Consider the following 213-nt stretch of genomic DNA (forward strand, 5'->3'; position numbering starts at 1 on the left):
TTAATAATACAATTCGTCTTATGAAAAATAATCAGTATGTTTTTTTTGTTGACCTACTATGCCAGTGTTTCTGTTTGAATGTAAAGTAGTACGTTATTATAAGAACACTTTCGACTATACAGAGACAAATAAAAATATGAATGCAACCGAATTGATTCAACGTTTACGTGCTGAACATGTGCTAATGAAGCCGATTTATAAAAATTATTTATC

The organism is Bacillus sp. JJ1127 (assembly GCF_036965845.1).
GTDB lineage: Bacteria > Bacillota > Bacilli > Bacillales > Bacillaceae_G > Bacillus_A.